Below are 6230 nucleotides of genomic sequence, written 5' to 3'. Positions count from 1 at the left end.
AATTTGAAAAAAAAGATTAAAAAACTTCGTAAATTACAATTTTGATTTTATTATTATTATAGAATTAGTTCAAATAAAACTACTTGGAAATCTTTGTCATCCCAAACTAGAGATATTATTAGACAATATCTTTTTTTGTATAAAATAAATTGGAAAAATAGATTTATTATTTCAAATAATAGTTTATATAAATTAGGAGTAGTTGATTTTTCCCGCCCGGGCGGGAAAAAAATGATCTGAGAAGATTTGGGAAATCATTAATATTATCAATGATAAATTATTTGTATATGTGAGAAAAAGAATTATTCAAAAATGGATTGAAATCATTTTATAAAATTTAATGATTGATGAGTAGATTATATTTTTGATTTCGATAAATGGAGTTTATCAAAAAAATAATATAGAATCTACTTAAGGTTTAACCTATCATTTTTTTATTTAATTTAAACATAACAATTATTGTTTTAATTTGCAATATAAACAATAAAAATAATATTACAAAATAAATCACACTAAATTGCTCTATTATTCAATTCAAAACTAAACCTTTATGTAAGAAGAAAAAACCAAATACAACAAATGCAACTCATGGACATATAAGTGCATAAGAAGCAGGAGATTTTTCAGATCAAGAAATAAATGTTTTAAAATATTTATTAATTTTCATAACTTTATATCACAATAATCAAAATATAATTTGTAATGATATAATTACAGAACTTATATAAAATAAAACAACTTCTGGAGTATGAAAATTAAAATTTGTAGATATTCAATGTTCTTGTCTAATAAAAGTTATTCACCAAAGAGTAAGAATAGGAATCATAATCCATAAAGAAGGCGAAGCTTGAATATTTAATCATTTTTTAAATATAGATTCTATTCAAATAGTAAGTTTTACTATAGTTAATAACATAGAAATAACTATAAAAAGTATAGAAAAAAACATAGCAAATCAAGATGTAAATAAATTATTTGACATACCAGCTGGTCAAGCTAATCAAACTCAAATCATAGAAAAAGCAAATATAGATATCATCTGAGAAAGTGAATTATTTTTGGTAAAATCAAAATCTCAATTTACTATTAATCTTGTAAAATAATCTCAAAAAATTTTTAAAGCATAGAATCATATAATTAAGAATCAAAATATAGCAAAAGGAAATATATATTCTATAAAAGACCATAAATTAGGAATAGATAATGTAGAAACAACAAATAAAACATTCATAGTCATAGTCAAGGTAAGAGGAATACTCATAAGTATAACTTCATCATTTGAATTTTTTAATTTTGAAAAAGATTGAGTTTGTTTAAAATAAATATAATTCTTGATATTCGTTATCAAAAGTTTGATATGAATTATAGCAAATATAGTTATTAATAAATAAACTAAAACAATCATTAAAAGCATAAATAAATTTGAACTTTGCAAAACACTCATAATACTATCAAAAGTTGGTATAGGAGTATTTTCATGTTTTGTCAAAAACATAAGATACATAAAAAAACTTACTGATAAACCTCAAGCTCATAAAGAAGCTAAAAAATATAAAGGAGAATAATCTGTTTTAAATTTGTTCAACATTTTTGGAATATTTTATATATTAAAAAATTAAATTTAAAAAATTTATATATAAACTTATATTTTTTTCAACTATTTTTTATAAAACAATCTTAGACAATCTAAAATATTTTGTAAATAAAAAATGTTTTATTCTGTAGTAGTAAATAGAAATTATAGTTTTTTATTGTTTATGTATTTATTTAAATAAATATATTCATTATCTTGAAGAAAATCAAAAAGAAATAGAAAATAAATTATTTTAAAATAAAATTACAAAATTTATGTAGTACATAAATCTATTTTTATTTTCTAGCAAATCCTTGTCTAAATCAAGGATTTATAAATTTTGTTCTACAAAGATGAGTTTAACACATAACAAAAAAAATCTACTTATTTATTTGAAGTAGATTTTTTATTTATTAAATAAACTTAAATTTAATTATTTGTAATCTCAACCTTGTTCTTCTAGAGTCATTCATACTAAAGAATCTTCTGCATCTATATCATCATCATAATTTCAAGAAACATCTCTATTTATATAAACAAACATTGGCATAATCATAGGACTTCTTCACAATATTTTGAATAAATATGTTCATAAATCATCTTTTATACTTTTTAATATTTCTTTAGTAGACATTTTTCTTTTCAAAAGTTCATAATATCTTTTTTTGGCGAATTCTACTACATTAGTATGAATTTTTTTAACTTCTGAAGAATAAACAAATCCTCTAGATTCTATTTGAATATTCCCAACTAATTCTTTATTGATAGAATCAATTTTGAATATTAAAGCAAAAATTCAATTTTCTGACATAATTTTTCTTGCTTTCATAACATATTCACCAGAAAGATGTCATATTCCTTTACCATCAACCATAACAGTATCAAGCTCTATTTTTTCTTTTGAAATAAGAATTTCATCATCATACATTTCTATAACACTTCAGTTTAATGCAGGCATCAAAATATTTTTTTCTTGCATACCCATATCTAATGCAATTTTTTTATGATTATATCTAAGTCTTGCATCTGTATAAAAAGGCATAAAATAATCAGGTTTTATCAAGTTCAACATAAGTTTATGATCTTCTTGATAACCATGTCAAGAAGCATGAATATCAAGTTCAGAATTTGTAATTAAATTAATATCTTGTACTACCAAATGATTAAGCATTTTTCATACACTCTGTTCATTACCAGGAATAGTAGATGCAGACATAAGAACAGTATCATCTCTTCTTAATTTAAAACTTGTATGATCTCATCTTGATATCCTAGCCAAACCACTAAATTCTTCTCATTGTGCTCAAGTAGAAAGAATAACAACCCTATCAGGTGGCATATTATCAACATCAGCACTTAATTTACGAATACATCATCTCGGAACATCAAGATATCAAAGTTTTTGACAAATTTCTACATTATTTATCATAGATCTTCATTCTAGAAAAATAACTTTATCATATTTTATAGCATTTTGAATTATTTGTATTATCCTACCGATATTTGAAGCAAAAGTAGCAAGTATTATTCTAGATCTAGCATTTTTTATTATATTTTCCAAATTTTCTCAAATAACTTTTTCAGATATAGCCCATCATTTTCTTTCAGATCATAAAGAATCTCATATATATAATCTTACTCATTCTAATCATATTCTAGCTATTTTTCATAAATCAGCTGGTTTATCTATAGCTGGAGTATAATCTATTTTGAAATCAGCAGAATTAAATATTAAACCTTTTGGAGTATGAATTGCTAATGCCAAAGTTTCTGGAATATTATGATTTACAGGAACAAATTCTATACTAAAACATCAAAGTTTGATTATATCACTATCTGGATTTACTATTTTACTTTTTACTTTATTTGCATCACTTGCATTATTAAATGTTTTCTTAACTATTCCTAAAGTCAATGGAGTAGTATAAACAGTAGGATAATCCAATTCTGGTAATATATGTCTCAAAGCTCATATATGATCAAGATGTCAATGAGTTAATACTACTCATTTAATTTTATTTTTATTCTTTTTCAAATAAGTAATATCGGGAATTAAATAATCTGCTCACAAAATTTCATCTGCTGCAAATTCCATACCTGCATCTACAATTATTATATCATCTTTATACTCAATAAATATACATTGACCAACTTGTTCTAATCATAATAAACTTCAAATTCTTACTGGGAACTCTTTTTTCTTGACTTTTGTAGATACTTTTATATTATTCTTTTTTTCTACATTTATATTTTTCTTCAAATTTATATTTACATTACTATTTGGTGAAATTTCTCACATTATATTTATTTTATTAATTAAATTTTAAAATTATGAATTACCAAAAAACTTGTTTAAATAATATTAAACATCTATCAAATAAACTTAATATACCGATCATTAGTAATAATACTGAAAAATTTATAGTAAACTTATTAAACACATATAAACCCAAAAATTGTTTGGAAATATGAACATCAATTTGATATAGTATCATACTTCAAGCATCTATTATACAAAATCGAAATTGAAATATATATTGATTTGAAATATCTAAAAATACATATAAACAGACATTGGACAATATAAACAAATCAAAACTAAAAAATATTGTTCTATATAACTTTGATTTTTTAAAATTTCCATTTAAAAAAGTTATAAGAGAAATAGATTTTGTATTTATAGATGCAAAAAAAGCAGATTACTACAAGTATTTGAAATTAGTATTAAAAATTGTTAATAAAAATTCAATAATTTTACTAGATGATGTAATTAAATTTAATGATAAGATGACTACATTATATGAATTTATTAAAAAAAATCAACTAAATTATAAGATTTTTCAAATAGACAAAAATGATTGAGTTATGATAATTTATATTTAAACTATATTTTCCAATAATATTAGTTTAGATTTTATTTCATTTTTTTCCATTTTTAATTTTATAGAAGATTCTATTTCATTTGATATTAAAATATAGTCTGCAATTTGAAATTCATCTTTATCCAAAACGGATTCAGATTGAATTATACAAAAAGAATTTTGATCATTTTTTACATAATAATTAAGTTTTATATTTGATTGTATACATTTTATGTATATATCAGAAATATCATATTCTCAAGGATAATTTATTTTAACTATATCAGATTTACCATAAACAAAATCTTCAGCAATATTTTGATAAAGGTTAATATATCAATCTAATCATTCATTATGTGAATAAAAAATATTGTTTGTCAAAATATATCAATTTTCTATTTTTTTAATTTCCATTAAGATTTTTTATTAAATTATAAATTTTTTATGAAAAGAAATTTGGATTTATCATATATAATATAACTCATGAAGATCCCAAAAGTACTATTCATACTATAACTTTAATTATTAATTCTTTTCATTTTGAAAAGTTTGATTGATCTGCTCAACTCATAGTAATCAAAACTCAACCTGCTACTACCATCAAAAAAGCTATTACTAATGTAAAAGTAATTACAATTTTTGATAATCATCCCATAAGCTTAGGAAAAGCAGTATCAGCATTTTCTTTTTCTAGACATTTACGAATAAAAGGTACATTAGTATTTAATTCAATTCAATCACATTCTCATCCTCATCAATCTCATGTATCTCATCATCATCAATCTCATGTATCTCATCATCATGTATCTCATCATCAATCATCTTGAGCATAAGAAAATGAAAAAAACGAAAAAAAAGGAAAGAGAATAAGTAATATAAATTTGAATATAAATTTAATCATTATATATTTTTATATAAAAAATAAACAATATGTATTATAAAAATAATTATTTTTTTTTCAATAGTAATAATATATAAAATGTAATAATAACATTAAAAACCTAATCTTATGCAGTAATAAAGATAAAAAAACTTTGAAAAGTTAATTAAGAAATAATAAAAACAATAAATAAAAAAGGTGGAATTAGTGGAAATTTATAAAAAAACATGTATAAAGGAGGTATTAAAATTAAGTTTAAATAGTTTAAAATTAATAAAATATAATAAAATGAATTATATAAAAGAATTGTTAAATTTAAAAAATTTTGAACAAGAAATTTTTAATTATGTAGAAAATATGTATGATAAATTATATAAACTTACAAATAAAATCATAATTTCAAAAGAAAACACAATAATACTCACTACTACAAAATAAATATTTTTTACTCGCCCAAAAATTTAAGAAACACAATAGAAACTTTTTCTATTTTCGTATACAAGCCAACCGTCATTGTGTATAATCTCCATAAATAGGATCGTCGTCATCGATAGGAAAACTAAAAGATGCAGTGTCAAAAACATAAGTAAACTCGTCTTCATAACAGTCTTCTAAAGTACCCTGTTTATTCCAGTTATCATCATATAATAGTACTGTATTATTATCTGGGTCCAAATTTTTACAAACTTCTTCTGATATTAGCTTTACACATGAAGTCTTTCGACTAATACCTTGTTCCATATTATATTCATTCACTTCAACAAATACATCATCCAAACTATCACCTGATAAGATTGTTCCATCTTGTTTTTTTACAATCTCACTATTATCTCATAATACAATAAATGAAGATCAATCACTATTTGTATTATTAACTGGAACCCAATTATTTTCTTTTACTATCACTGGTATTTTA

At 21.8% G+C, this 6230-nt stretch carries 8 protein-coding genes; 3 read left to right on the top strand and 5 right to left on the bottom strand.

Annotated features, from left to right (window positions below):
* The coding region (locus VAMP_RS04600; protein WP_213349782.1) for a hypothetical protein at window positions 1-261 on the top strand (261 nt) is incomplete at its 5' end.
* Between the two features lie 157 nt (window positions 262-418).
* Here VAMP_RS04600 and VAMP_RS04595 read toward each other — a convergent pair.
* Window positions 419-1588 carry a TsoY family (seleno)protein gene (locus VAMP_RS04595; protein ID WP_213349781.1) on the bottom strand — a complete coding sequence of 390 codons (1170 nt, stop codon included), beginning with the start codon at window positions 1586-1588 and terminating at the stop codon, window positions 419-421.
* 418 nt (window positions 1589-2006) lie between these two features.
* Window positions 2007-3872: a ribonuclease J gene (locus tag VAMP_RS04590; protein ID WP_213349780.1), complete on the bottom strand. Its 1866-nt coding sequence runs from the start codon at window positions 3870-3872 to the stop codon at window positions 2007-2009.
* Window positions 3873-3904: 32 nt separating this feature from the next.
* Between VAMP_RS04590 and VAMP_RS04585 the strand changes: the two genes are divergently transcribed.
* On the top strand, window positions 3905-4456 hold the full coding sequence (locus VAMP_RS04585) for an O-methyltransferase (protein ID WP_213349779.1): 552 nt from the start codon (window positions 3905-3907) through the stop codon (window positions 4454-4456).
* On the opposite strand, the gene VAMP_RS04580 is transcribed toward VAMP_RS04585, so the two are convergent.
* On the bottom strand, window positions 4453-4848 hold the full coding sequence (locus VAMP_RS04580; RefSeq protein ID WP_213349778.1) for a hypothetical protein: 396 nt from the start codon (window positions 4846-4848) through the stop codon (window positions 4453-4455). The genes VAMP_RS04585 and VAMP_RS04580 overlap by 4 nt on opposite strands.
* Before the next feature lie 28 nt (window positions 4849-4876).
* Window positions 4877-5335: a hypothetical protein gene (locus tag VAMP_RS04575; RefSeq protein ID WP_213349777.1), complete on the bottom strand. Its 459-nt coding sequence runs from the start codon at window positions 5333-5335 to the stop codon at window positions 4877-4879.
* Between the two features lie 267 nt (window positions 5336-5602).
* Here VAMP_RS04575 and VAMP_RS04570 point away from each other — a divergent pair, with 267 nt between their 5' ends.
* Window positions 5603-5752, top strand: a complete 150-nt coding sequence (locus VAMP_RS04570; protein WP_213349776.1) for a hypothetical protein — start codon at window positions 5603-5605, stop codon at window positions 5750-5752.
* Between the two features lie 48 nt (window positions 5753-5800).
* Here the strand turns inward: VAMP_RS04570 and VAMP_RS04565 are convergent.
* The coding region (locus VAMP_RS04565) for a hypothetical protein (protein WP_213349775.1) at window positions 5801-6230 on the bottom strand (430 nt) is incomplete at its 5' end.

The sequence above is a fragment of the Candidatus Vampirococcus lugosii genome, assembly GCF_018420025.1.
Lineage (GTDB): Bacteria > Patescibacteriota > Gracilibacteria > Absconditabacterales > Absconditicoccaceae > Vampirococcus > Vampirococcus lugosii.
This window is presented reverse-complemented; position numbering and strand designations above follow the sequence as displayed.